This is a genomic window from Azospirillum oryzae (assembly GCF_900177515.1).
Lineage (GTDB): Bacteria > Pseudomonadota > Alphaproteobacteria > Azospirillales > Azospirillaceae > Azospirillum > Azospirillum oryzae_A.
This window is the reverse complement of sequence record NZ_FXAK01000007.1, coordinates 464003-488429: the sequence shown is the minus strand read 5'-3', so window position 1 is coordinate 488429 and position 24427 is coordinate 464003. Positions and strand designations below refer to the sequence as shown.

The 24427-nt window shown below is 70.2% G+C and carries 23 protein-coding genes; 17 read left to right on the top strand and 6 right to left on the bottom strand.

The window, feature by feature from the left end; translation table 11 throughout:
* The first annotated feature begins 3 nt into the window (after window positions 1–3).
* The 4 genes from B9N97_RS14770 (at window position 4) to B9N97_RS14755 (ending at window position 1629) form a co-directional block, all read left to right on the top strand.
* The gene (locus B9N97_RS14770; RefSeq protein ID WP_085087790.1) at window positions 4–267 is read left to right on the top strand and encodes a type II toxin-antitoxin system ParD family antitoxin; all 264 of its coding nucleotides are present in this window, start codon (window positions 4–6) and stop codon (window positions 265–267) included.
* Window positions 264–572, top strand: a complete 309-nt coding sequence (locus B9N97_RS14765; protein WP_085087787.1) for a type II toxin-antitoxin system RelE/ParE family toxin — start codon at window positions 264–266, stop codon at window positions 570–572. The genes B9N97_RS14770 and B9N97_RS14765 overlap by 4 nt, the downstream gene beginning before the upstream one ends.
* Window positions 573–695: 123 nt before the next feature.
* Complete coding sequence (locus B9N97_RS14760; protein ID WP_085087784.1) at window positions 696–1292, top strand: hypothetical protein; 597 nt, start codon at window positions 696–698, stop codon at window positions 1290–1292.
* Between the two features lie 82 nt (window positions 1293–1374).
* Window positions 1375–1629, top strand: a complete 255-nt coding sequence (locus tag B9N97_RS14755; RefSeq protein WP_085087781.1) for a hypothetical protein — start codon at window positions 1375–1377, stop codon at window positions 1627–1629.
* 102 nt (window positions 1630–1731) lie between these two features.
* Here the strand turns inward: B9N97_RS14755 and B9N97_RS14750 are convergent, their stop codons facing one another.
* Window positions 1732–3624, bottom strand: a complete 1893-nt coding sequence (locus tag B9N97_RS14750) for a potassium transporter Kup (RefSeq protein ID WP_085087778.1) — start codon at window positions 3622–3624, stop codon at window positions 1732–1734.
* 257 nt (window positions 3625–3881) lie between these two features.
* Here B9N97_RS14750 and B9N97_RS14745 point away from each other — a divergent pair, with 257 nt between their 5' ends.
* From B9N97_RS14745 to B9N97_RS14720, 6 genes are all read left to right on the top strand, one after another.
* Window positions 3882–4940 carry a GGDEF domain-containing response regulator gene (locus B9N97_RS14745; protein ID WP_085087775.1) on the top strand — a complete coding sequence of 353 codons (1059 nt, stop codon included), beginning with the start codon at window positions 3882–3884 and terminating at the stop codon, window positions 4938–4940.
* Window positions 4941–5076: 136 nt separating this feature from the next.
* On the top strand, window positions 5077–5643 hold the full coding sequence (locus B9N97_RS14740) for a hypothetical protein (protein WP_085087771.1): 567 nt from the start codon (window positions 5077–5079) through the stop codon (window positions 5641–5643).
* 14 nt (window positions 5644–5657) lie between these two features.
* Window positions 5658–6179: a hypothetical protein gene (locus B9N97_RS14735; protein ID WP_085087768.1), complete on the top strand. Its 522-nt coding sequence runs from the start codon at window positions 5658–5660 to the stop codon at window positions 6177–6179.
* A 119-nt stretch (window positions 6180–6298) separates the two neighbouring features.
* A complete protein-coding gene (locus B9N97_RS14730; RefSeq protein WP_085087766.1) occupies window positions 6299–9406 on the top strand; it encodes an error-prone DNA polymerase in 3108 nt (1035 codons plus the stop codon).
* Window positions 9407–9515: 109 nt separating this feature from the next.
* The gene (locus B9N97_RS14725) at window positions 9516–9893 is read left to right on the top strand and encodes a VOC family protein (RefSeq protein WP_085087763.1); all 378 of its coding nucleotides are present in this window, start codon (window positions 9516–9518) and stop codon (window positions 9891–9893) included.
* 23 nt (window positions 9894–9916) lie between these two features.
* Window positions 9917–10612, top strand: coding sequence for a helix-turn-helix transcriptional regulator (locus tag B9N97_RS14720; protein ID WP_085087760.1), 696 nt, complete (start codon window positions 9917–9919; stop codon window positions 10610–10612).
* Window positions 10613–10619: 7 nt separating this feature from the next.
* Here the strand turns inward: B9N97_RS14720 and B9N97_RS14715 are convergent, their stop codons facing one another.
* Window positions 10620–11024 (bottom strand): DUF2141 domain-containing protein, encoded by a 405-nt coding sequence (locus tag B9N97_RS14715; RefSeq protein WP_208621223.1) that lies wholly within the window; start codon window positions 11022–11024, stop codon window positions 10620–10622.
* Between the two features lie 26 nt (window positions 11025–11050).
* Between B9N97_RS14715 and B9N97_RS14710 the strand changes: the two genes are divergently transcribed.
* Window positions 11051–11920 carry a LytTR family DNA-binding domain-containing protein gene (locus B9N97_RS14710; protein WP_244560721.1) on the top strand — a complete coding sequence of 290 codons (870 nt, stop codon included), beginning with the start codon at window positions 11051–11053 and terminating at the stop codon, window positions 11918–11920.
* Window positions 11921–11926: 6 nt separating this feature from the next.
* Here B9N97_RS14710 and B9N97_RS14705 read toward each other — a convergent pair whose 3' ends face one another.
* Both B9N97_RS14705 and tsaD read right to left on the bottom strand, forming a co-directional pair.
* Window positions 11927–12946, bottom strand: a complete 1020-nt coding sequence (locus tag B9N97_RS14705) for an NAD(P)H-dependent glycerol-3-phosphate dehydrogenase (RefSeq protein ID WP_085087754.1) — start codon at window positions 12944–12946, stop codon at window positions 11927–11929.
* 28 nt (window positions 12947–12974) lie between these two features.
* Window positions 12975–14048: a tRNA (adenosine(37)-N6)-threonylcarbamoyltransferase complex transferase subunit TsaD gene (gene tsaD / locus B9N97_RS14700; protein ID WP_085087752.1), complete on the bottom strand. Its 1074-nt coding sequence runs from the start codon at window positions 14046–14048 to the stop codon at window positions 12975–12977.
* 144 nt (window positions 14049–14192) lie between these two features.
* Between tsaD and hemC the strand changes: the two genes are divergently transcribed.
* From hemC to B9N97_RS14680, 4 genes are all read left to right on the top strand, one after another.
* Entirely contained in the window at window positions 14193–15131 is a 939-nt protein-coding gene (gene hemC / locus B9N97_RS14695; RefSeq protein ID WP_085087749.1) for a hydroxymethylbilane synthase, read from the top strand.
* 25 nt (window positions 15132–15156) lie between these two features.
* On the top strand, window positions 15157–15927 hold the full coding sequence (locus B9N97_RS14690) for a uroporphyrinogen-III synthase (RefSeq protein ID WP_085087747.1): 771 nt from the start codon (window positions 15157–15159) through the stop codon (window positions 15925–15927).
* A 135-nt stretch (window positions 15928–16062) separates the two neighbouring features.
* Entirely contained in the window at window positions 16063–17823 is a 1761-nt protein-coding gene (locus B9N97_RS14685) for a mitofilin family membrane protein (protein WP_085087745.1), read from the top strand.
* Window positions 17820–19169 (top strand): heme biosynthesis protein HemY, encoded by a 1350-nt coding sequence (locus B9N97_RS14680; RefSeq protein WP_085087743.1) that lies wholly within the window; start codon window positions 17820–17822, stop codon window positions 19167–19169. Before B9N97_RS14685 ends, B9N97_RS14680 begins: the two co-directional genes overlap by 4 nt.
* Window positions 19170–19325: 156 nt before the next feature.
* On the opposite strand, the gene B9N97_RS14675 is transcribed toward B9N97_RS14680, so the two are convergent.
* Entirely contained in the window at window positions 19326–21158 is a 1833-nt protein-coding gene (locus tag B9N97_RS14675) for a right-handed parallel beta-helix repeat-containing protein (RefSeq protein WP_244560720.1), read from the bottom strand.
* Window positions 21159–21511: 353 nt separating this feature from the next.
* Between B9N97_RS14675 and B9N97_RS14670 the strand changes: the two genes are divergently transcribed.
* Both B9N97_RS14670 and B9N97_RS14665 read left to right on the top strand, forming a co-directional pair.
* The gene (locus tag B9N97_RS14670; RefSeq protein WP_085087740.1) at window positions 21512–22921 is read left to right on the top strand and encodes an O-antigen polymerase; all 1410 of its coding nucleotides are present in this window, start codon (window positions 21512–21514) and stop codon (window positions 22919–22921) included.
* Entirely contained in the window at window positions 22918–23868 is a 951-nt protein-coding gene (locus B9N97_RS14665; protein WP_085087738.1) for a glycosyltransferase family 2 protein, read from the top strand. The genes B9N97_RS14670 and B9N97_RS14665 overlap by 4 nt, the downstream gene beginning before the upstream one ends.
* Here the strand turns inward: B9N97_RS14665 and B9N97_RS14660 are convergent.
* Window positions 23807–24373 carry an MAPEG family protein gene (locus tag B9N97_RS14660; protein WP_085087736.1) on the bottom strand — a complete coding sequence of 189 codons (567 nt, stop codon included), beginning with the start codon at window positions 24371–24373 and terminating at the stop codon, window positions 23807–23809. The genes B9N97_RS14665 and B9N97_RS14660 overlap by 62 nt on opposite strands.
* Window positions 24374–24427 lie beyond the last annotated feature (54 nt).

Genomic DNA, 24427 nt, shown 5'->3' with positions numbered 1-24427 from the left:
GCGATGGCGACCAACGTGCATCTGACTCCGGAGTTGGAACGGTTCGCCCGCGACTGTGTCGAAGGCGGACGCTACAACAATGTGAGCGAAGTGGTGCGTTCCGGCCTGCGGCTGCTGCAGGAAGCCGAAGAGCGGCGGCAGAGCTTCAACACCATGCTGCTCCAGGCCGAGGCCGAAGCCGACCGCGACGGCAGCATCGCCATCGACGACGTCCTGGCCGAAGCGGACGCAATCATCGAATCCGGCCCCCACTCCCGCGATCAATGACCGCCGCGTTGCTGTCGCCGGCGGCGCGTCGCGACCTGCTGGAGGCAATCCGCTGGATCGCCCGGGACAATCCCGGCGCTGCCCGCGCCTTGCGCGATACCGTCGCCCGGACGGCAAATCGCATCGGCACTCATCCGTTGGTCGGAACGCCCCGCCCTGAACTGGCCGAGCCCTCCTATCGCTTCGTCAGCCTGACCGGCTTTCCCTACATCATCGTCTACAATGCCGAACGCCGGCCGCCGTTGATCGTCCGCATTCTTCATGGCGCCCGCGACCTGCCGGCCCTGCTCGGCGACCTGTCCTGACCCCCTCGCAAGGTCGACGCATTCCATATGGGAATTCGCCGGAATAGGCGTGATGCACCCCTCCGCCTTGCCGGCTATAGTGCGGCGCAGTCTTCCAACCACCCTCCCTCACCCGGAGCCCCCATGCTGTCGCGCCGCTTTGCCCTTGCCGCCGGAATGGCCACCCTCCTGCTTGCCGCTTGCCAGAGCGCGCCGCCGCGGCCGGCGCCGCGGCCGGTCGATTTCTCCAATTTCGGGCCGATCGTGCTGAATGCCGGCACCATCGACGTGGTCGACGCCTATCGGCCTGTCGGCGGCAAGCATGTGGAGAACCGCTCCGCCGTTCCGCCGGTGGAAGCGGTGCGGCGCTGGGCGGCGGAGCGGCTGCAGGCGGCCGGCGGGGGTGGCCGCGTGCGCGTCACCATCCGCGATGCCAGCATCGTCGAGGTGCCGTTGCCCACCAAGAAGGGCCTCACCGGCTATTTCACCAACGACCAAGCCCAGCGCTATGACGGCCGGATCGAGGTGGAGATCACCGGCGAAGTGCCGGACACCGGCAACGGCGGTTTCCGCGGCGTGACCCGCTCCACCGTCACCCACTCCACCACCGTGGCGGAGAACATCTCGCTGGCCGACCGCGAGGCCACCTTCCTCGACATCACCCGCCGGATGATGGAGGACCTGAACGCCCGCCTGGACGCCGGCATCCGCAAGGATCTGGCGCCGATGGTCCGGCGGTGATTTCGCGGCGCTGACCTCCGCATAGGAGTTGGCCCGGCCCTTGCGATGGGCACTCGACCTTTCGTCAGAACGGAGAGTGCCCATGCCGAAATTCGACCTCTACGTCGTCCGGCCGCCGGAGGGATCGGCCACCGTCACCGCCATCCCCGAGGAAAAACAGCAGGCGTCCCAGGCGGCGCTCCGCAATCTCAGCCGCTCCGGCTGCGTGGTGAAGTCCCTGGGCGACATCGACCTGTCCTTCGTCAAGAAGTCGGAGGCGCAGATCAAGCTGGAACTGGCGGTGCGGCAGATGTTCGCCGCCTCCGCCTACAAGCCGCCGGTCTCGATAGTCTGGTAGCGGCATGAGGCGGGCGGTCTTCGGGCGGGGGCGGCACAATCTGCCCCCGCCCGCCGCCTCACCGGTAAAATCTGGCCGGCAAAGTCTGACCGCCACTCTGCCCTAAATCTCCAACTGCATGCCCAGCTCGACCACCCGGTTGGGCGGGATGCAGAAATACTCCGACGCGCTGGACGACAGCTTCGACAGGAAGATGAACAGCGGTTCCTGCCAGCGCGGCAGGCCGGATTTGCCGTGGGTGCGGATCAGCGTCTCGCGGCTGACGAAATAGGTCGTCTCCATCGGCTCGAACGGCAATCCTGGAATGCGCCGGGTTTCCAGCGCCAGCGGGATGTCGGGCTCGTCCTTGAAGCCGAAATGGACGATCAGCCGGAAGAAGCCGGCGGACAGCGCCTTCAGCTCGAAGCGCTGGTCGTCCGGCACATGGGGCACGTCCTCGATGTCGACGGTCAGCAGCACGACCCGCTGGTGCAGCACCTTGTAGTGCTTCAGGCTGTGCAGCAGCCCCGGCGGCAGGCCGCGCGGGTTGCCGGTCAGGAAGACGGCGGTGCCCTGCACCCGCTGCACCGACCCGCCCTTCAGCCGCTCCAGCAGCATGTCGAAGGGCAGCGCGTCCTCGGCCAGCCGCTTGCGCACCACCTCGCGCCCGCGCCGCCACGTCGCCATCAGCAGGAAGACCATCCCGCCGACCACCAGCGGGAACCAGCCGCCCTCCTCCACCTTGATCAGGTTGGACAGGAAAAAGGCGAGATCGACCGACAGGAACACCACCAGCGCCAGCACCGCCTGCCACAGCTTCCAGCGGCCGAGCGAGCGCGCCACCTTGTAGGCCAGCAGCGTGGTCGCCACCATCGTGCCGGTCACCGCGATGCCGTAGGCGGCGGCGAGGTTGCTGGAGGTCTGGAAGCTCAGCACCAGCACGATGACCCCGGCCAGCAGCAGCCAGGTCAGCTGCGGCATGTAGATCTGGCCCTTCTCGTGCTCCGAGGTGTGCATCACCTCCATCCGCGGCAGATAGCGCAGATGCATCGCCTGCAGCGTCACCGAATAGGCGCCGGAGATCACCGCCTGCCCGGCGATGATGGTGGCGGCGGTCGCCAGCAGCAGAAGCGGCACCTGCGCCCAGTCCGGCGCCAGATGGAAGAAGGGGTTCTCGATCGCCTCCGGTTCGTGCAGCAGAAGGGCGCCCTGGCCGAAATAGCACAGCAGCAGCGACGGCAGCACGATGACGTACCAGGCGCCGCGGATCGGCTTGCGGCCGAAATGGCCCATGTCGGCATAGAGCGCCTCCGCTCCCGTCACCGCCAGCACCACGGCGCCCAGCAGCAGGAAGCCGTGCCAGCCGTGGTTGAACAGCATCTCCACCGCATGGCCGGGCCATACTGCACCCAGCACGCCGGGATAGCGGACGATCTGCCCGAGACCCAGCGCCGCCAGCGTCGCGAACCACACCAGCATCACCGGCCCGAACAGCTTGCCGACCCTCTCGGTGCCGAAGCGCTGCAGGACGAACAGCCCGATCAGGATGGTCAGCGTGATCGGGATGACATAGGCGTCCAGCGCCGGCGCCACGACATGCAGCCCCTCCACCGCGCTCAGCACGGAGATCGCAGGCGTGATCAGGCTGTCGCCGTAGAACAGCGAGGCGCCCATCACGCCGATCGCCATCACCATGCCGGTGCGCCGGTGTCCCGGCCGCATGCCGCGCAGGGCCAGCGCGGTCAGCGCCAGGATGCCGCCCTCGCCCTGGTTGTCGGCGCGCATGATGAAGACGACGTATTTCACCGTCACCGTGATGATCAGCGCCCAGAAGATCAGCGACAGCACGCCCAGGATGACCTCGGGCGTCAGCGGGAAGCCGCCGCCCTCGGTCAGGCATTCGCGCAGCGTGTAGAGCGGGCTGGTGCCGATGTCGCCATAGACGACACCCAGCGCCCCCAGCGCGAGCGCGCGCAGCTTTGCCGCATGCTCCCGCCCGTCCATGCTTGCTTCCATACCCGGTCCGCTCCGATCGTTTCGTATGCACGGCCATGCCTAAGGTGGCTTGGCGTCGCCGCGCAAGCCCCGAATGGCGAAACGCGCCACCGGCCCCAAGCGATCCCCCAACAAATGCGCCGCCGGATTCAGGGCCAAATCCGCCGCACATGGTTCGAAACGATATAGGGCGGGCGCGGCACTCGGCACCGTTGCATCGACGGCAACGGCGTGGTTCTATCCTTGCGTGTAGCGTGGACAGTTCCGAGCCGGCAGCCATGTCCAATGATCTCCTGTTCGCCTCGGACGAGTCTCCCGACCCGCGGGACGCCTCCGCCGCGGCGGGTGCCGCCGATCCCGTCGCTCCGCCCTGGCTGGTGCTGGTCGCCGACGACGAGCCGGAGGTGCATGCCGTCACCCGGCTGGCGCTCGCCCGGCTGCGCTTCCGCGACCGTCCCGTCCGCCTGCTCGACTGCACCAGCGCGGCGGAGGCGGAGCGGATCCTGCGCGACACCCCGGACATCGCCGTCATCCTGCTCGACGTGGTGATGGAGACCGAGGATGCCGGCCTGCAGCTGGTCCGCCGCATCCGCCAGGATCTGGGCAACCGCGCCGTCCGCATCGTCCTGCGCACCGGCCAGCCGGCCCGCGTGCCGGAGGAGGATCTGGTCCTTGCCTATGAGATCGACGGCTATACCGCGAAGACGGAACTGACCGCCCGCCGCCTGTTCACCAGCGTGGTCACGGCGCTGCGGGCCTATGCCGAACTGGCGGATCTGGAACGCCGGCTCGCCGAGCGCAGCCGCGCGCTGGAGGAGGCGACCGTCCGTCTGAACCGCATGGCGACGCTGGACCCGCTGACCGGCGTGTGGAACCGCCGCCGCTTCCTGGAACTGGCGGCGGCGGAGCTGGCGCGGGCGCGCCGCTATGGCCGGCATCTCGGCGTCTTCCTGCTCGACCTCGACGGCTTCAAGGCGGTCAACGACGCCCATGGCGACACCGTCGGCGATGCCGTCCTGCGCGCTGTGGTGAAGCGGGTGCGGGCGGCGCTGCGCATCTCCGACCATATCGCCCGCTCCGGCGGGGCGGAGTTCGTCGTGCTGCTGCCGGAAACCGACGGGGCCGGCAGCGCGGTGGTGGCGGAGCGGGTGCGCGCCGCTCTGGCCGACAGCCCGATCCCGGTGGAGGAGCGGGCGATCCCGATCACCGCCAGCATCGGCGTCGCCGGCTGGCTGCCCAATGAACCCGGCGTCGAACAGACCCTGCACCGCGCCGAGCATGCGCTGCAGGCCGCCAAGCAGGCCGGCCGCAACCGGGTGGAACGGGCGGAGGGATGAGGCCGCCGCCACCTCCACCGGCATGTTTCATGTGAAATATCGTTACAGCACCGCGATTGAACCGTGGCAAGCTAGGGGGTAATCCTTAGGATCAGAAGCATCCACCCGGATGGCATTCCCGATCAGGGGTTCGCATATGTGGCAGGACTTTAGCAACGCGCTGATCACCGCCTTCGGGTTGTCGGGGCTGGGGTTCGGCATCGGCAAGCTCGTCATCGTGACGGGTGAGCGCGCGATCGAGCGCCGCCACGGGTCGGAGGGGGTGCGCGACGTCATCGCCCGCCGCGCCAAGATGGAGACGAAGTTCGAAGCCCGCCGCGGCGACCGCATCCGCGAGCTGAAGGAACTGGACGGCGCGGTCGAGGATGTGCTGCGCCGCCGCAAGGTGATGGAACGCCAGATCGAGGATGCGCGCCAGTCCGGCGAGCGGCTGGTCCGCCTGATCGGGGAGGAGGTCCAGGGGAGCCCCTGCTACGTCGCCATGGTCGTGAACAAATATGTCGGCACCGGCGCCGCCCAGCAGAGCCAGCACGCGCTGGTCGACCCCAGCTGGGCGCAGCCGCAAATGATCGAGGTGTGGGCGCGCTCGATGGCGGAAGCGCGGACGGAAATCGAACGGCGCTATCCGCCCGCCTTCGGCTATGCGGTGACGCGGATGCAGGAGTTCCTGTCCGCCGACACGCCCGTCGCCAAAGCCAGCTGAGACGAGGACGCGCCATGGACACCATGCCCTACGTCTTCGCCGGTCTGGTCGGCCTCGCCTCGCTGGCGGTGTCGCTGCTGCTGGCTCTGCGCCGCCTGAAGACCTCGGAGGAGCGGATCGCCACCGCCGTGTCGCGCAAGCAGGCGCAGGTGGAGCGGATCAAGAAGATCGCCCGCGTCACGCTGCAGCAGGCCCGCGACCTGCGCGAGGCCAAGCGCCGCAAGGCGATGGCCGAGCTGGGCTGCGAGGATCTCGAACAGCGCCTGAAGGCCGCCGGCGCCGCCGACCGCCGCATCTATGTGCTGGACGACCGCCGCACCCAGAAGGACCAGGGCTGGCTGCTGCGGGTGGTCAACATCGAATACGCCTCCCGCGTCAACGCCGGCCTCACCCCCACCGCGCTGGACAGCTGGAAACGCGGCCGGCGCTTCCTGGTCTGGGCGCTGGACGAGAAGAAGGCCCGCGAAAAGGTCAACGCCCGCTTCCCGGAGAACAAGGGCTTCTCCGTCATGGGCGTGGAGTCCTATCTGGGGTAAGGGCGTGGCTGTCGCGGGCGCTCCACCCTAACCCTCCCCTGCCACAATAATGACACCAATCCCATTTCCGGACTATCATCCCCGCGCGCACCCATCCGCCAGCGCCGGGGAGCCTTGCCATGATCCGTTACGCAGAGTTGCAGGTCGCCACCAACTTCAGCTTTCTGGAGGGGGCCTCGCACCCTGACGAGCTGGCGATGACGGCGGCGGCGCTGGGGCTGGCGGCGATGGGGGTGACGGATCGCAACTCGCTGGCCGGCGTGGTGCAGATGCATGCGGCGGCGAAGAAGGCGGGCATCCGGGCGCTGATCGGCTGCCGGCTCGACCTGACCGACGCCGACAGCCTGCTGGCCTACCCGACCGACCGCGCCGCCTACGCCCGGCTGTCACGGCTGCTGACGCTGGGCAAGATGCGGGCGCCGAAGGGCGAATGCTTCATCGCCCGCGCCGACGTGCTGACCCATGCCGAGGGCATGCTGTTCCTGCTGCTCGGTCCCAACCAACGCGACGAGTCGTTCCTGCGCGAACTGCGCGCCTGGCGCGGCGGGCTGGCGCGCGGGCAGCTCTATCTGGCGGCGAGCCACCGCTACCAGGGCGACGATGCCCGGCGGCTGCGCTGGCTGGCCGGGCTGGCGGAGGCGGAAGGGGTGCCGCTGGTCGCCACCAACGACGTGCTCTATCACGGCGCCGGGCGGCGGGCGCTGGCCGACGTGATGACCTGCATCCGCCACCACACCACCATCGACGAGGCCGGCTGGCGGCTGTCCGCCAATGCCGAACGCCACCTGAAGCCGGCCGTCGAGATGGTCCGCCTGTTCCGCGACCACCCCGACGCCGTCGCCCGCACCCTGGAGATCGCCGAGGCCTGCCGCTTCTCGTTGGACGAGCTGCGCTACGAATACCCCGACGAGGTGGCGGAGGGCCGCGACCCGCAGGACACGCTGGTCACCCTGACCTGGGAAGGGGCGGCCACCAAATATCCGGACGGCGTCCCCGACAAGGTCCGCGCCGCCGTCGAGCATGAGCTGGCCCTGATCGGGGAACTGCGCTACGCCCCCTATTTCCTGACCGTCCACGACATCGTCCGATTCGCGAAGGGCCAGGGCATCCTCTGCCAGGGGCGCGGCAGTGCCGCCAACTCCGCCGTCTGCTATTGCCTGGGCATCACCGCGGTCGATCCCGCCCGCTTCGACCTGCTGTTCGAACGCTTCATCTCCGCCGCCCGCAACGAGCCGCCGGACATCGACGTCGATTTCGAGCATGAGCGGCGCGAGGAGGTGATCCAGTACATCTATAAGAAGTACGGCCGCCACCGCGCCGGCTTGACCGCCACGGTCATCCGCTACCGCGCCCGCGGCGCCCTGCGCGAGGTCGGCAAGGCGATGGGGCTGTCGGCCGATCTGGTGGCGCGGCTGACCGGGTCGATCTGGGGCTGGAGCCGCGACGGCGTCGACGAGGAGCGCGCCCGCTCGCTCGGCGTCGATCCCGACGACCCCAGGCTCAGGCGCACGCTGGAACTGGCTCAGGAACTGATGGGCTTCCCCCGCCACCTGTCGCAGCATGTCGGCGGCTTCGTCATCACCCGCGGCCCGCTATCCGACCTCTGCCCGGTCGCCAACGCGGCGATGGAGGACCGCACCACCATCGAGTGGGACAAGGACGACATCGACGCGCTGGGCATCCTGAAGGTCGACATCCTGGCGCTGGGCATGCTGACCTGCGTGCGCAAGGCCTTCGACCTGATCGAGCAGGTGCACGGGCACCGCTGGACGCTCGACAGCCTGCCCAAGGAAGACCCGGCGGTCTACGACATGCTCTGCCGCGCCGACAGCCTGGGCGTTTTCCAGGTCGAAAGCCGCGCGCAGATGAGTATGCTGCCCCGGCTGCGCCCGCGGGAGTTCTACGATCTGGTGATCGAGGTCGCCATCGTCCGCCCCGGCCCGATCCAGGGCGGCATGGTCCATCCCTACCTGCGCCGCCGCAGCGGGGCGGAGGACATCACCTATCCGATGCCGGCGCTGGAGCCGGTGCTGCATAAGACGCTGGGCGTGCCGCTGTTCCAGGAACAGGCGATGAAGATCGCCATGGTCGGCGCCGGCTTCAGCGCCGAGGAGGCCGACCGGCTGCGCCGCGCCATGGCCGCCTTCCGCAAGACCGGGCAGGTCCACCTGTTCCACGACAAGTTCATCACCGGCATGACCGCCAGGGGCTGCGACCCCGCCTTCGCCGAGCGCTGTTTCCAGCAGATCGAAGGATTCGGCGAATACGGCTTCCCGGAAAGCCACGCCGCCAGCTTCGCACTGCTTGTCTATGTCTCCGCCTGGATCAAGCGCCACCACCCCGCCATCTTCGCCGCCGCCCTGCTGAACAGCCAGCCGATGGGCTTCTACGCCCCGGCCCAGATCGTCCGCGACGCCCGCGAGCACGGCGTGACGGTGCTGCCGCCGGATGTGAATGTGTCGGGATGGGATTGCGCGGTGGAAGGCTCTTCGTCCCTCCGCCTCGGCCTCCGCCTCATCAAGGGCTTCGCCGAGTCGCACGCCGAGTCGATCGTCCTCTCCCGCGCCGGCGGCTACCGCGACCCCTACGATTTGTGGCGCCGCGCCCGCCTGCCGGTCATGGCTCTGGAAAAGCTCGCGAAGGCCGACGCCTTCCGCTCCGTCGGGCTGGACCGCCGGGCGGCGCTGTGGGCGGTGCGGGCGCTGGGCGACCGGCCGCTGCCGCTGTTCGCCCGCCTCGACGGCCCGATCGCCGAGGAACCAGAGGCGCCGCTGCCGGCCATGGCGTTGGGGGAGCATGTGGTGATGGACTACACCAGCCTGTCCTTGTCGCTGAAGGCCCACCCGCTGGCCCTGCTGCGCGACGGCCTGCCCGGCGTCACCCCGGCGGAGCGGCTGGCCGGGACGCGCAACGGCCGCCGCCTGACCACCGCCGGCCTCGTCCTGGTCCGCCAGCGTCCGGGTAGCGCCGAGGGCGTCGTCTTCATCACGCTGGAGGACGAGACCGGAGTGGCCAACCTTGTCGTCATGCCCGACGCCTTCGAGACCTTCCGCCGCCCGATCATGACCGCCCGGCTGATGGCCGCCACCGGCCGGGTGCAGAACCAGGAGGGAGTCATGCATCTGCGGGTGGAATCGCTGATCGACCTGACCCACCGGCTGGCCGAACTGACCGGGGAGGACCGGCCCGCAGCAGGACCATTTCCCAAGGGCCGCAATTTTCATTGAAGGCGCTGATTGCTCCTGACATCACGCTGTCAGGAGGGGGTGTGCTATCAAGGGGGCGTGCCGGCACGAACCACGAACATCCCCTTCCCCTCTGTCAGGAGCCAATCCGATGAACATCCCGCACGTCGTCACCTGGTTCGAGATTCCGGTCACCGACCTCGCCCGCGCGGTCGGCTTCTACGAGGCCGTCTTCGCCCTCAAGATGGTGCAGGAGCCCTGCCCCAGCGGCATGACCATGGCGGTCTTCCCGGCCGAGGGCACCGCCGTCAAGGGCTGCCTGATCCAGCACGAGGCGTGCAAGCCCAGCGCCGACGGCACCACCGTCTATCTGAACGGCGGCGACGACCTGTCCGCCCCGCTGGCCCGTGCCGAGCAGGCCGGCGCCACCATCGTCGTGCCGAAGACGCTCATCACCCCCGAAATCGGCTATTTCGCCCAGTTCATCGACAGCGAGGGCAACCGCGTCGGCCTCTATTCGATGCACTGACACGTCTGACCGGAGCCGCCGCCATGCGCCGCGCCGACCGCCTGTTCCAGATCGTCCAGCATCTCCGCAAGGGGCGGCTGGTGACGGCTGCCGAACTGGCGCGCTGCCTGGAGGTGTCGGAGCGCACCGTCTACCGCGACATGCGCGACCTCGCCTCCTCCGGCGTGCCGGTGGAGGGCGAGGCCGGCGTCGGTTACCTGCTGCGCGACGGCTACGACCTGCCGCCGCTGATGTTCACCCAGGACGAGGTGGAGGCGCTGGTGGTCGGCGCCCGCCTCGCCCGTGCCTGGGTCGGCGGCGGCTTGGCCGATGCCGCCGCCCGCGCGCTCGACAAGGTGGAGGCGGTGGTGCCGGAGGCGCGGCGGCGCGAACTGGCCGACAGCCGCGTCTTCGTCCCCGACTTCTCCTTCCCCGCCCCCCTGCGCGAGCGGATGGACGTGCTGCGCTGCGCCATCAATGCCAAACGGGTCGTGCTGTTCGATTACCGGCGCGAGGACGGCACCCATTCCGCCCGCGCGGTCCAGCCGCTGGGCCTGTTCTTCTGGGGCCGCGTCTGGACGCTGGGCGCCTGGTGCGAGCTGCGCGAGGAGTTCCGCAGCTTCCGCATCGACCGCATGCAGACTCTGATGGCGCTGGAGCGCCGCTTCGACGAGATCCCCGGCCGCGGCCTGGAGGACTATCTCGCCCGCTGGCGTCAGGAGGGCTGCCCGCGCGGGTGAGGCGTCCTCACTCCACCAGCTTGATCTCCGTCGTCGCCACGCCCGACGCCCCGACGGCCACCGCGTAATCGTCGAAGCCGGGCGGGCCGAAGCTGCCGCGGGCGGAGCGGCTGAAGCCGTGCGGTTCGGCGGGGATGCCGAACAGGCCGGTTGCAAGCTCGCCGTTGTTGTCCAAATCCTGGAAGGCGATCAGCCCATAGCGGCCGGCCGGCAGGTCGGGGAAGACCACCTGCAGCTCCGGCCCCAGCGCGGCGACGAAATAGCCGGCGCGCGGCGCCTTCGCCTTCTGCGCCTCCGCACTGTCGAACAGCGCGACCATCACCTTGCCTTGATTGGGCTTGACGTTGCGGACGGTTGCGCGAAGCTCCCCCGCGGCGGCCGGACCAGCGGCGGCCAGTGCCAGCAGAGCCACTGTCACCGTTCCTGGGGCGACCATCCTTGCAGACCAACGCGCCACCCAACGCCGAAACCTCATCCCCCGCCCTCCCCTGGCAGTCGCCGCCCGTTCCCTATGGCCGGCGCGTGCTGCGCCGCCGCCTGCCGTTGCTGGCGGCCTCCATCCTAGCATTAGCTCTGCTGGGACCGTTCGGCACCTTCCGTGACATGGGCTTCGCCGTCCGGCTTGCCTACTGGGGCGGGCTGATCGCCACCGGCTGGTCGATGTTCGAACTGGTGATTCTGGTCGCCCGCCGCGTGCTGCCGAACCTGGAGCGCACATGGCCGCTGATGCTGGCTGCGGCCTATCTGACCGTCAGCGTCCTGCAGACCCTGGTGGTCGCCCTGCTGGAAAGCCGGCTGCGCGGCCAGGATTTCTTCACCCCCGCCGGGCTGGCCGAGCTGTACGGTTATGTGCTGGTCATCACCACGCTGGTGTCGGCCCTGCCGGTGTGGCTGGAACTGCGCGAGCACGGAGTCGTCGGCAACGCGCCGCCCGCCCCGCCGCAACCGCTTCCCGCCGGCGAACCGTCCGCCACGCGCCCCGCCCCCTTCCTCGACCGCATTCCGGCGAAGCTGGGGCGCGACCTGCTGGCGCTGGAGATGGAGGACCATTACGTCCGCGTCCACACCGCCCTTGGAAGCGACCTGATCCTGATGCGGATGCGCGACGCGGTGGCGGAACTGGCGGGCATCGACGGCCGGCAGGTCCACCGCTCCTACTGGGTCGCCGCCTCCGCGGTCGCGGCGGTGGAGCGCAAGCCGGACGGCAAGCTGTCGCTGCGCCTGACCAACGGCCTGCTGGTCCCGGTCAGCCGCACCCACGCGCCCTCGGTGCGCGCCGCCGGCTGGACCGAGAAAGCCGTTTCCTAAACGCCCCTAAACGCCTTCACCGCGGAAGGGCCGGGACAGCAGCCCGTCGATGGTCTCGTCCAGCCCGGCGCCGCGGTTCAGGATGGCATCCACGGCGGCGCAGATCGGCATGTCGACGCCCAGCTTCGCCGCCAGCCCGACCACCGCGGCGGCGGTATAGACGCCCTCCGCCACCGACCGCCGCGCCGCCAGGATCTCCGCCAGCGCCTTGCCCTCGCCCAGCGCCGCCCCCAGCGACATGTTGCGCGACTGCAGGCTGGAGCAGGTCAGCGTCAGGTCGCCCAGCCCCGACAGCCCCATCAGCGTCTCCGCCCGGCCGCCGAGCGCCAGCGCCAGCCGGGTGATCTCCGCCAACCCGCGGGTGATCAGCGCGGCGCGCGCGTTGTCGCCCAGCCGCCGCCCCTCGACCACGCCGCAGGCGATGGCCAGCACATTCTTCACCGCCCCGCCGATCTGCGAGCCGACGACGTCGTCCGAGCGGTAGGGCCGGAAGGTGCGGCTGCCCAGCGCCGCGACCAGCGCAGTGCCCAGCGCCTCGTCGGCGCAGGCCAGCGTCACCGCCGTCGGCAGCCCGCGCGCGACCTCCGCCGCGAAGGTCGGGCCGGACAGGATCGCCACCGGGTTGCCGGCCGGCAGCGCGGCGCCGACCGCCTCGCTCATAAGCGCGTGGCTGTCCAGCTCGATCCCCTTGGCGCAGACGACGACCGGTGCCCCCGGCTTCAGCCGCGGCGCCATGCCTGCGGTGACGCTGCGCGCATGCTGGGCCGGCGACACCAGCAGCACCGCGTCGCATTCGCCGAGATCGGCCAGATCGCCGGTGACCCGCAGCGCGTCGGGCAGCGGCACGCCGGGCAGGTAATCGCGGTTCTCGCGGCGGATGCTCATCGCCTCCACCACCGCCGGCTCACGCGCCCACAGCAGCGTCTCGCGCCCGGCCCGCAACGCCGCCAAGGCCAGCGCCGTCCCCCAGGCGCCGCCGCCGACGACACCGATGCGGTTGAGGGGGGTGGGGGGCACGGCACTCATGGCAGGTCACTCACGCTTACGAAGTCCATCACGCCTTCACCCCCGCACCGACTCCGGCGCGCCCGATCACCGGCGCGGCGGTGGGGTCCAGCGGCCAGCGCGGACGGGGGGCGAAGTTCAGCGGGTCGCTCTCGCCCAGCCGGAAGCGCTCGATCCCGGCCCAGGCGATCATCGCCGCATTGTCGGTGCACAGGCGCAGCGGCGGCGCCACGAACTGCATGCGCTGCTTCTCCGCCAACGTCGACAGCCGGCTGCGGATCGCCTTGTTGGCAGCGACGCCGCCGGCGACCACCAGGGCGCCGCCCTGCGGATGGTCCTCCTTGAAGCGGCGGATGGCGCGGGCGCAGCGGTCGGCCAGCACCTCCGCCACCGTCGCCTGGAAGGCGGCGGCGAGATCGTCGCGGTCGGCATCCGAAAGCGGCGCGCCCAACTCCTCCACATGCCGCCGCACCGCGGTCTTCAGCCCGGAGAAGGAGAAATCGCAGCCCGGACGCCCCAGCATCGGCCGCGGCAGTTCGAACCGCCCTGGGTTGGTGGCGCGCGCCGCCGCCTTTTCCACCAGCGGTCCGCCGGGATAACCCAGCCCCAGCAGCTTGGCGGTCTTGTCGAACGCCTCGCCGACCGCATCGTCGATGGTGGTGCCGAGCCGGCGGTAACGCCCGACCCCCTCCACCGCCAGAAGCTGGCAATGCCCGCCCGACACCAGCAGCAGCAGATAGGGAAAGGCGACGTCGTCGGTCAGCCGTGCGGTCAGCGCGTGGCCTTCCAGATGGTTGACGGCGACGAAGGGCAGGTTGCGCGCCGCGGCGATGGCCTTGGCGGTCATCACGCCGACGATGACGCCGCCGATCAGCCCCGGCCCGCCGGTCGCCGCCACCGCGTCGAGGTCGCCGAAGCCGATCCCCGCCTCGGCCATGGCGCGGCGGATCAGCCCGTCCAGATGTTCCAGATGGGCGCGGGCGGCAATTTCCGGGACGACGCCGCCATAGGGCGTGTGGTCGTCCAGCTGCGACAGCACGACGTCGGCGCGGATCTCGCGCGCGTCGGTGACGATTGCGGCGGCCGTCTCGTCGCAGCTCGTTTCGATTCCAAGAACGATCATGGCGCCAAATTAGCCGCCTTGCCCGTCCGGGTACAGGATGGAGTTGGGGACCTGCGCGGACATGAAATTTGATCCGCCTCAATCTTATGTATGAAGAGCCCACGAATCCTTGCAAAGCTGCGCGGATCCCCTAGAACTCGCCCTATGACGACCCACCCGCTCCGTATCGGGACGCGCGGCAGCCCGCTGGCGCTGGCGCAGGCCCACGAAACCCGCGACCGCCTGATCGCCGCCCATCCGCATCTCGCCGCGCCCGGCGCCATCGAGATCGTCGTCTTCAAGACCACCGGCGACCGCATCCTCGACCGCACCCTGGCGGAAGCGGGCGGCAAGGGCCTGTTCACCAAGGAGCTGGAGGAGGCGCTGTTCGACGGCCGCGCCGACCTTGCCGTCCATTCGATGAAGGACGTGCCGACCCAGCTTCCCGACGGGCTGGAAATCGCCACCCTGCTGCCGCGCGAGGATCCGCGCGACGCCTTCTTCGCCCGCTCCGGCGGCGGTCTGGCCGACCTGCCGGCCGGCGCCGTGGTCGGCACCGCCGGTCTGCGCCGTCAGGCCCAGGTGCTGGAACTGCGCCCCGACCTGAAGATCTTCCCGCTGCGCGGCAATGTGCAGACCCGCCTGTCCAAGCTGGACGCGGGCGAGGTCGACGCCACCCTGCTGGCGCTGGCCGGCCTGCGCCGCCTCGGCCTGACCGACCGCATCACCGCGGTGCTGGAGCCGGAAACCATGCTGCCGGCGGTCGCCCAGGGCGCCATCGGCATCGAGATCCGCAGCGACGACGACGCCACCCGCGCCCTGCTCGCCCCGCTGAACTGTGCGGAGACCATGGTCCGCGTCACGGCGGAACGCGCGCTGCTGGCCGCGCTCGACGGCTCCTGCCGCACGCCCATCGCGGCGCTGGCGATGCTGGACGGCGACGACCTGCATCTGCGCGCCAAGGTGCTGTCGACCGACGGACGCATCATCTTCCGGGCGGAACGCCGCGGCAAGGCGGCCGAGGCCGAGTCGCTGGGCGCCGCTGCCGGGGCCGAGATCCGGGCGCAGCTTCCGCCCGATTTCTTCGCCGCCGCACCGCACTGACCGCCGCTCCGTCCGGGTTTTCCGCATGACGGGAAAACAGCCTGAGCCCTCTTCCACCCCTCCCCGTACGCGTCTTCTGGTGACGCGTCCGGCGGAGGATGCCGAGCCGCTGGTCCGCCGGCTGCAGGCGCTCGGCTTCGCCACGGCGGTGGAGCCGATGCTGTCGATGGTCTGGCTCGACGGGCCGGAGCCCGACCTGTCCGACGTACAAGCCCTGCTGTTCACCAGCGCGAACGGCGTACGCGCCTACGCCAAACGTACGAGCCGGCGCGACCGTCCGGTGCATGCCGTCGGCGACGCCACCGCGCGGGCGGCCAGGGCGGCCGGTTTCGCGCAGGTCGACAGCGCGTCGGGCGACGTGTACGCGCTGGCCGACCATGTCCGGCACTTGCGCGATCCGGCCGCCGGTACGCTTCTGCATGTGGCCGGCAGCAAGGTGGCGGGCGACCTCGCCGGCCTCTTGGGGGCCGCCGGGTTCACGCTGCGGCGCAGCGTGATGTACGATGCCGTACCCGCGCTAACCCTGTCGGACGATACCGCGACATTTTTGCGTACGTCGGCGCTCGACGGCGTGTTGTTTTTCTCTCCCCGTACCGCGGCATCCTTTGTTAGGCTGCTGGCCGAGGCGGGGCTGGTCGATTGTTGTCGTACGGTCGATGCGTTCTGCCTCAGCCCCGCGGTCGCGGAGGCTGCCCGTGCGTACGGCGACCAGGGAGTGACGCCGTGGCGAAGCGTACGGGTGGCGGCGCGGCCGGAGCAGGACGCCCTGCTCGATCTGTTGCCGGTCGCCGGATAAACCCGGCGCGGTCCGGCCGTACGGCTTACACCCCCGGTGCTTCCGGATGGGTGCATCAGCCGTACGGGGGACGAGGGGGACCGGTCAGGGGGCTGTGACGTTAAAACGAACAACAGCGAACCGAAGGTACAGCCCATGACCTCTCGTCCAGGCCCCGAACGCCCCGGCACCGACCGTGACGGCGACGGCGCCAGCACCGGCAATGCGGCGGTCGACCGCATCGTCGAACGTTTCGGCGGCATCCGCCCGATGGCCCACAAGCTGGACACCCCGGTGACGACGGTCCAGGGCTGGAAGAAGCGCGGCGCGATCCCGCTGGCCCGCCATGCCGACCTGCGCACCGCCGCCGCCAAGCACCGCATCAAGCTGGACGACGCCGACCTGGACGCGGCAACCCCCAGCGAGGACCGGCCGACCGACGCCTCCGCCGCGTCCGTCATCACCCCGCCCGCCACGATCGTCGATGCCGCTCCGGTGGTGGAGCCGGTGCCGACCGCGTCCCCGGCCGACACCATCCCCGGCGCCGACACCCCGGCGGCCGGCGCGGCCACCGGTCCTGCGACCGAGTTGCAGTCCTCCGACGCCCTGATCCCGCCGGCCACGCCGATCGGCGCGACCGACAGCCTCGCCGACACGCCGAAGGGCGACGCCGAAAAGGCGGAAGAGGCCAAGGACGACGGCATCAAGTCCGATATCGGCAAGTCCGACGCCACCAAGTCCGATGAGCCGAAGACCACCACCGGCAGCTGGACGCCGTCCGGCACCACCGGCAGCGCGGGCTACAGCCGCAGCGCCGATGCCGAGCCGGCGCGTCCGACCATCGCCCCGACTCCGTCTTACCTCGACGAGCCGCGCTCCGGCGGCGGGTTCGCCACCGCCCTGTCGGTGGTCGCATTGCTGGTCGGCGCCGCCGCCCTGTCGGAGCCCTGGTGGGGTCCCGCCCTGCCCGGCTGGCCGTCCACCTCCGCCTCCTCCACCGCTTCGACCGGCGCCGCCCCGGCCGACCCGGCGCTGAAGTCACAGATCCAGCAGATCGCCGACCGCGTCAACAAGCTGGAGCAGCGCCCGGCCGCCGCCGGGAACACCGCAAGCAACGGCGGCAACGGCGCCGACCTCTCCGCGCTGACCCAGCGGATCGACGCGCTGGAGAAGCGCCCGACCGCCAGCGCCGATGCCGGCGACGCCCGCAAGGAACTGGCCGACCGCATCGCCGCGCTGGAGCAGAAGGTCTCCGCCGTCTCCGGCAACTCCCAGGCGGCGCAGGAGCTGCGCAGCGAGGTCGAGCAGCTGAAGCAGCAGGTCACCAGCGTCAACCAGGCGGTCAGCGAGCGCCAGGACGCCGCCACCGCCGCCCAGGCGCTGGTGCTGGCCGCCGGTCAACTGCGCGCCTCCCTGTCGGGCGGCCAGCCGTTCCAGCAGGACCTGCAGGCGGTCCGCGCGCTCAACATCTCCGACGCCGGGGTGACCCAGCCGCTCGACGCCGTGGCGCCCTATGCCGCCAAGGGCATCCCGACCCGCGCCCAGCTGACCGACCGCTTCCAGCCGCTGGCCGGCGAGATCGTCCGCGCCGACATCCGCGGCGAGGGCAACAGCTGGATCGACACCGCGGTCGGCAAGCTGTCCACCCTGGTCACCGTCCGCCAGGAGGGCGGCGGGGTGGTCGGCACCACCGCCAACGCCATCGTCGCCCGCGCCGAGGCCGCGCTGAACGAGGGCAACCTCGCCAAGGCGGTGGAGGAGCTGTCGGCCCTGCAGGGTCCGGCCGCGCAGACCGCCGCCCCGTGGCTGGCCGACGCCAAGGCGCGTCTGGCCGCCGATCAGGCCGCGCGCCAGCTGAACGACCGCGCCATCGCCCTGATGACCACCGCCGCCGGCGGTAAGGGGACGGCCCAATGATCCGCGCCCTCTGGTTCCTTCTGAAGGTCGCGGTGGTCATTGCCGCCGCGATCTGGCTCGCCGACCGTCCCGGCACCGTCAGCGTCCACTGGCTGGGCTACGCCGTCGAGGCGCCCTTCTGGGTCGCCCTGCTGGTCACGATCGTGGCGCTGGGCATCGCGGCGCTTGGGTATCGCCTGATCCGCGGGCTGATCCGCACGCCGTATCGCATCCGCCGCCACAGCCGGGTCCGCCGCCGCGAACGCGGCTACCGCGCCCTGACGCAGGGCATGGTCGCCATCGCTGCCGGCGACGCGCAGACCGCGCGCAAGATGGCGCGCAAGGCCGACGGGCTGCTGAACGAGCCGCCGCTGACCATGCTGCTGTCGGCCCAGGCCGCCCAGCTGCAGGGCGACGAGCGCGCCGCCAAGGAATATTTCACCGCCATGCTGGAGCGGCCGGAGACGGCCTTCCTCGGCATGCGCGGGCTGCTGACCCAGGCGATCAAGTCGGGCGACCGGGTGGAGGCGCTGACGCTGGCCCGCAAGGCGCGCGGGCTGCAGCCCAACACGCCCTGGCTGCTCGGCACGCTCTATGACCTGGAGGCGCAGGCCGGCGACTGGGCTGCCGCCGAAGGCACGCTGCAGCAGGCGATCCAGGCCGGCGCCATCCCGACCGACGAGGGCCGCCGCCACCGCGCCGTCCTGCTGCTGGAGCGCAGCTTCGAGGCGGAGCGCCGCGGCCGGGCCGACGCCGCCCTGTCGCACGCCCAGGCCGCGCACGACATGATGCCGGGCTTCGTCCCCGCCGCCGTCCGTCTGGCCCGCCTGCAGCTCGCCGCCGACCGGCTGAAGCCGGCCGCCAAGGTGGTGGAGCGGGCATGGCGCCACTCGCCGCATCCGGAACTGGCCGACATCTACCGGTCGATCGTCGCCAGCTACGATCCGCTGACCCGCGTCCGGCTGTTCCAGAAGCTGGTGCGTCAGTCGCCGGATTCGGCCGAATCGCACCTCGCCGTCGCCCGCGCCGCCATCGACGCCCAGCTGTGGGGCGAGGCGCGCCAGCACCTGAACCGCGCTATGGAGATCGGTCCGACCCGCCGCACCTACCGCCTGATGGCCGAGCTGGACCGCGGCGAGCGTCATGACGAGGACGCGGCGAAGGACTGGCTGGCCAAGGCCGCCAACGCGCCGGAGGATCCGGTGTGGACCTGCAGCTCCTGCGGGGCGGTCAGCCACAGCTGGGGCGGCCTGTGCGGTCATTGCGGCGCCTTCGACACGCTGACCTGGAAGACCCCGACGGTCGCCGTCCCGCTGATGGAACCGACCGACATCCCCCCGGCGCTGGCCCGTCCGGCCACGGCGTGAGGTCGGCCACCGCGTGAGGAATGAGCCAAGGCTCAAGAAAAAGCGCCCTTCCTTACCGGAAAGGGCGCTTTTTCTTTTCAGGATGTCCGTCGGTTTTGGCGGTCTCCCGTCCACCGAGGCCAACGGCCGAATGAGGATCGCTCCAGCCCGTTGCCTCTACCGCATCCCCTCCGGTCCGACGCGGTCGAGAGGCAGTTCCTTCTTCGCCAGCAGGCGGTCGAGCAGGCGCCCCCCGGCCGGTGCATTCGCGGCCCTGGCGGCGCTGGCCACACCGGCAGCCTCCGCCGTGGGCGCCGCGTTTTCCAGCTGCGTGTTCTCGACCCGGTACTCGCCGCCGGACAGGCTGTTGACGACCTGATCCTTCGCCGCCGGGCCGGCCACCACGTTGCCGTCGGCGACGTTGCCGTGCATCAGCCCGTTCTTCCCGGCGCTGGGCACCCATTCCAGCCGCAGGAAGCGGTCCTTGCCGTCGTTCATCACCGTGATGTTGTCCGACACCCGGTTGTTGTCGCCGCCATGCAGGAAGATCGCCGCCATGCCGGTGTTCTCCAGCAGGTTGCCCTGCACCGTCACGCCGCTGGTCATGTCGTCCAGATAGATGCCGAAGCCCTTGTAGCGGACCAGCCAGCGCCCCTGCGCGTCGGTGGCGAGGCCGCCGGTGTCGCGGATGTCGTTGAAGCGGATGATGCTGCGGGTGTCGTTGCCGCTGCGGCCCAGCATCTCGATGGCGCCGGCGTCTGCGGTCTGGCGGGCGGTGTCGCGGATGCGGTTGAACTCGACGGTGTTGTCGCTGTTCACCGTCTGCGGGTTCCAGTTCTTGATCGAGATGCCGTAGCGCGCCGACCGGCGGATGTCGTTGTGGGCGATCAGCGTGTTGCGGATGCCGGCCCCCATCACGCCGCCGCTGAAGAAGCGCACCTCGCCGATGTCGCTGATGCGGTTGGCGAGGATGCGGTTATCGCTGCTGCCCGGCGCCAGCATCACGCCGGAGCGGCCGAGATGCTCCATCCGGTTGCCCGACACCTCGCTGCGGCCGGAGCCGTCCAGCATCACCGCGGTGCCGACCAGCAGGAAGCGGTTGCCGGCGATCCGCAGGCCATTGCTCCCCTTCGCCAGCACCGCGGTGCCGTCCCACGGCACGTCGGCGAAAGTCAGCCCCTCCACCGTCACATTGCGGGCGTTGTCCAGCCGCAGCAGCACCGGCTGCCGGGCCACCACCAGTTCCGCCCCCGCGGCGTTCAGCCCGGTCGGCGGCTTGACCAACAGGCGCCCGGCCTTGGCATCCCAGGCGAATTCGCCCGGCCGCGTCAGGAAATCGGGATGGCCGAGCAGCCGCACGGTCGAGCCGTCGCGGTAAGGATACTGCCCGTCGGCATTGAAGGTCAGCAACCCGTTCGGATTGGCCGAAACCACACCCAGCAGATCGTCCGACAGCCGTTCCCGGTCCAGCGCCTGCGCCCGCACCCCCGGCCCGGCCCAACCGGCCTTCAGCACGCCGGCGGGCAGCCGCATCTGCCGCTTGCTCCCCGGATTTTTCGGATCGGACTGCACCGCCTTGGCCGGGAACCAGCCGCTGCGCGGGTCGCCGGGGGTGAAATCGCCGCTGCGCGCGGCGTCCAGCCGCAACCTTTCACCGGGCCCGCCGATCGAGACGTCCAGCCCCGGATCGCGCGCCAGCGGCGCCGACAGCAAGCCGTTCGCCGGTTGCGCGCCGCCCACCACCTCGCCGCCCGACAGCACCGGCTGCTCCCCCTCCACCGCGGTCAGCCGCAGCCCCGGCATGGAGCCGTCCACCACCAGCGGCGCCGTCAGCCGGTAGGTCCCGCCATGCAGCCGCACGGTGGCCGGACCGCTTCCCTTGGCAGCGGCCAGCGCGCGGGCCGGGGTGGCGAAGGGACCGTCGCGCCCGTCCGCCGACGGCTGGGACAGCCGTCCCGACCAGCGGTCGTTGCCGGTCGGCGACACATAGAAGGTCGTCTCATCTGCCATCGCCGGCCTCCATCCGGCGGCAGGCAGCAGAAGCGCGCTCAGCAACAGAACACGGGACAGGATTTCGGCCGCTCCACTCCGGCGACGAGGTTGGGAACGGAACATGGGAGACCCTCCTCCAGAACAACGGCGATGCCGCCGAAGGGGGGAGACTGACCCAGCCCCACGGCAACCGGCAAAAGCGCGAAGGGGGTGTGCGGGTGCGAAGGGGCCACGCCCTCTGCACCCCTGCCGGACCGGGACGGGGCGTATAGGCTGACTTTTCATCCTAGCCTGACCGGCTGGTCGTACCCGCTTGCCCGTGGGCCACGCCCGTCATCAGGCGGAGCCTAATTACCGGGGACTGTTTGCCGATGATCGAAATGGCGCTGATCGCGCAGGTCCTGGTGCTGGTGCTGGTAACCGTCGTGTTTCTCAGCTCCGGCAGCGCATCGATGTTCCATCCGCTGACGCTGTACCTGATCTTCCACGCCCTGGTCTTCGTCATGCGGCCGATCCTGGTCCACACGCAGGGCTTCGACGATGTCTGGCTGTTCATGGGCTTCTGGCCGAACGAGCAGCAGTTCGTCATGACCCTGGTGGTCAGTTCGGTCGGGCTGATCGCCTTCGCCGCCGCCTGCATGTGGGCCGGTCTGGTCAAGCCCGACTGGACCCCGAACGGCGAGCCGGCGCCGGCCTTCTCCTTCGACCGCGTCGACATCGTGGCCTTCCTGACCACCGCGCTGCTGCTGGGTCCGCTCGCCATCTATTCGGCGATCCAGCGCCAGGGCGGCGCCAGCTTCGACGGCACCGGCGACGTGCAGATGGAGCGCGATCCGCTGACCGGCCAGCCGATCTACACCAACACCACCGGCTACATCGCGGAGGCCCATTCGATGGGCCTGCCGCTGACGCTGGGGCTGATCTGGGTCTGCCGCTTCCACCCGCTGTCCTTCATCCCCTTCGCCGGCTTCGTCGCCTACCGCGCCTATCTGGGCTGGGGACGCTGGGCGATCATCATGGGCATCCTGGGGCTGGTGCTGCTGATGCTGTACCGCACCCGCACCAAATGGTTCCGGCTGTGGCATGTGCTGGCCGCGATCCCGGTGATGGGCCTGTTCACCGTGCTGGGCAACAACCGTGACGCCTTCCGCGACGTGCTGGCCGGCGACGCCCCGGTTTCCGTCCTGCTGCGCTTCAACGGCGGCAGCGGCAGCGGCCGGGCGCTCGACGCGCTGGCCGGCCAGGATTTGGCGAATTTCGACTTCCTCGCCTACATCCTGTGGGTGGTGCCGAAACAGTCGGGCACCTACACCTGGTTCACCCAGTATCTGCAGTTGTTCACCGAACCGATCCCGCGCCTGCTGTGGCCGGGCAAGCCGGTCGGCGCGCCGGTGAAGTGGGTGGACCTGAACGACTACGGCGTCTTCTACAACCTGACCACCTCGCTCCCCGGCGACGGCTGGATGAGCGCCGGCTGGATCGGCATGATCGTCACCATGGTGGTGGTCGGCCTGATCCTGGGCCGCATGCACCGCTGGTTCTGGACCAGCGGCTTCCGCAACCGCTACGCCGTGCTGTTCTATTGCGCCTTCCTGCCGCTGTGCCTGCAATGGTTCCGCGACGGCAACATCACCATCGTGAAGTTCGGCTTCTTCTCGCTGCTGCCGATCCTGCTGTGGATCGGGCTGACCCGCGCGCTCCGCGCCTGGGGGATTCTGGAGGACGACCCGCTGCGCCCGATGGTGGCGCCGCCCAAATTCGCCAGAAGGGAGCCGTCATGACGCTGACCGTCAGCGCCGTCATCGCCACCTACAACCGCGGGCCGGAACTGCGCATCGCGCTGACCCGGCTGATGAACCAGACCACCCCGCCGATGGAGATCATCGTCATCGACGACGGCTCCAGCGACGGCACCGGCGCGATGATGCGGGCGGAGTTCCCGACCGTCCGCTATGTCCGCCAGCCGCACAATGGCGGGCTGATCCTGGCCCGCAACTTCGGTTTCGTGAACACCACCGGCGATTGCATCCTGTCGGTCGACGACGACAGCTGGTTCGAGGATCCGGACGGTCTGGCCCGCTGCGTCGCCTATCTGGAACGGAATCCGGAGGTCGCCGCCGTCGCCTGCAACATCGAGACGCGCGACGGGCTGGTCTATTTCCCCAAGGGTGCCGCCCCCTTCGATGTGCCCTGGTATGTCGGCTGCGGCCATCTGCTGCGGCGCAGCGCCGTGGAGCAGGTCGGCCTCTACATGCCCGAACTCTACCGCCAGGGGGAGGAGAAGGACCGCTGCCTGCGGCTGGTCGGCGCCGGATACCGCGTCGTCGCTCTGCCCGATGTCATGGTCTACCACGACAAGAGCGAGAAGGGCCGCAAGCCGGGGATGGAGCGCTTCTACAACCACCGCAACGACCTGATCCGCGAGGTGGCGCGCTGCCCGTCCTCGCTGATGGCGTGGCGGCTGGCGCGCAGTTGGGCCGGCAACAGCTGGAAGAACCTGCGCCACGGCCCGCGGATGACCGACCTGAAGGTGCTGCTGGCCCTGCCGCAGATCCTGCGCATCGGGCTGAAGCACCGGGCGCCGGTAAGCGCCGAGGCCTACCGCCGCTGGCTGCATCTGGCGAAGACGGCGGCCCCGGCCAGCGCACCGCCTGCGGAGAAGCCCGTCAGCCGGGCTGCATCCCGCCCAGTTGCAGCAGAACGGCCCAGCCCAGCACGATCAGATTGACGGTCAGCGTCATCGCCATGCCAGGGGCGCGGGCGAAGGGATGCACAAGATAGCCCGCCCAGAACAGCAGCCGGCCCAGCACGAACAGCGCGGTCGCCGCCACCGCCGCCCCCAGCGAGGGCTGCGGCAGGGTGGCGACCAGGGCGGCCAGCGCCGGGACGAAGATGGCGGTCTGCTCCACGCTGTTGGCGAGCACCCGCTGGCAGACGCGCTGACTGCGCGATTCGGGATCCTCGATGGGATTGAAGGCCTGGGTGCGGCCACGCATCGCCATTACACCAAAGACCATGCCGAACAGGACCAACGCTGGCCAGACGACCAGCCGCGCCCACAACGCCATCCGCGCGCCCGGTGCGTTGACGCCCATCGGCGGCGCCACCAGCGACAGCAGCAGGACGAACAGCAGCGCCGTCACCACCATCGACGCACCGTTCAGCATCAGGGCGCGGAGCACCAGGGATCTGCGCCGGCGGGGGGCGCTTTGGCGAAGGCTGGTATCGGACATCGAGGCGGGGCTCCGTCAAAGGCCGGGGATTCGACAAGGGTCCGATCGCTTCCC